Annotated in this window: 1 rRNA gene; it reads right to left on the minus strand. The window is 50.2% G+C overall.

Annotated elements, in window-relative coordinates:
- Nucleotides 1–1,163 (minus strand): 23S ribosomal RNA (locus L6D74_RS29840); the annotation flags it as partial.
- Between the last annotated feature and the right edge of the window lie 117 nt (nucleotides 1,164–1,280).

Consider the following 1,280-nt stretch of genomic DNA (forward strand, 5'->3'; position numbering starts at 1 on the left):
CGTGATACCCGTAGCTTCGGTGTATGGTTTGAGCCCCGTTACATCTTCCGCGCAGGCCGACTCGACTAGTGAGCTATTACGCTTTCTTTAAAGGGTGGCTGCTTCTAAGCCAACCTCCTAGCTGTCTAAGCCTTCCCACATCGTTTCCCACTTAACCATAACTTTGGGACCTTAGCTGACGGTCTGGGTTGTTTCCCTTTTCACGACGGACGTTAGCACCCGCCGTGTGTCTCCCATGCTCGGCACTTGTAGGTATTCGGAGTTTGCATCGGTTTGGTAAGTCGGGATGACCCCCTAGCCGAAACAGTGCTCTACCCCCTACAGTGATACATGAGGCGCTACCTAAATAGCTTTCGAGGAGAACCAGCTATCTCCGAGCTTGATTAGCCTTTCACTCCGATCCACAGGTCATCCGCTAACTTTTCAACGGTAGTCGGTTCGGTCCTCCAGTCAGTGTTACCTAACCTTCAACCTGCCCATGGATAGATCGCCCGGTTTCGGGTCTATTCCCAGCGACTAGACGCCCTATTAAGACTCGCTTTCGCTACGCCTCCCCTATTCGGTTAAGCTCGCCACTGAAAATAAGTCGCTGACCCATTATACAAAAGGTACGCAGTCACAGAACAAAGTCTGCTCCCACTGCTTGTACGCATACGGTTTCAGGATCTATTTCACTCCCCTCTCCGGGGTTCTTTTCGCCTTTCCCTCACGGTACTAGTTCACTATCGGTCAGTCAGTAGTATTTAGCCTTGGAGGATGGTCCCCCCATATTCAGACAAAGTTTCTCGTGCTCCGTCCTACTCGATTTCATGACTAAGAGACTTTCGCGTACAGGGCTATCACCCACTATGGCCGCACTTTCCAGAGCGTTCCGCTAATCTCAAAGCCACTTAAGGGCTAGTCCCCGTTCGCTCGCCACTACTAAGGGAATCTCGGTTGATTTCTTTTCCTCAGGGTACTTAGATGTTTCAGTTCCCCTGGTTCGCCTCTTGCACCTATGTATTCAGTACAAGATAACCATCTTGTGATGGCTGGGTTCCCCCATTCAGACATCTCCGGATCAAAGTCTGTTTGCCGACTCCCCGAAGCTTTTCGCAGGCTACCACGTCTTTCATCGCCTCTGACTGCCAAGGCATCCACCGTATGCGCTTCTTCACTTGACCATATAACCCCAAGCAATCTGGTTATACTGTGAAGACGACATTCGCCGAAAATTCGAATTTCTCAACTAAGAGAACTCACAAATTTTACCTTAGCCTGATCACCACCAGTGAAAGTGG

The organism is Pseudomonas pharyngis (assembly GCF_021602345.1).
Classification (GTDB): Bacteria; Pseudomonadota; Gammaproteobacteria; order Pseudomonadales; family Pseudomonadaceae; genus Aquipseudomonas; species Aquipseudomonas pharyngis.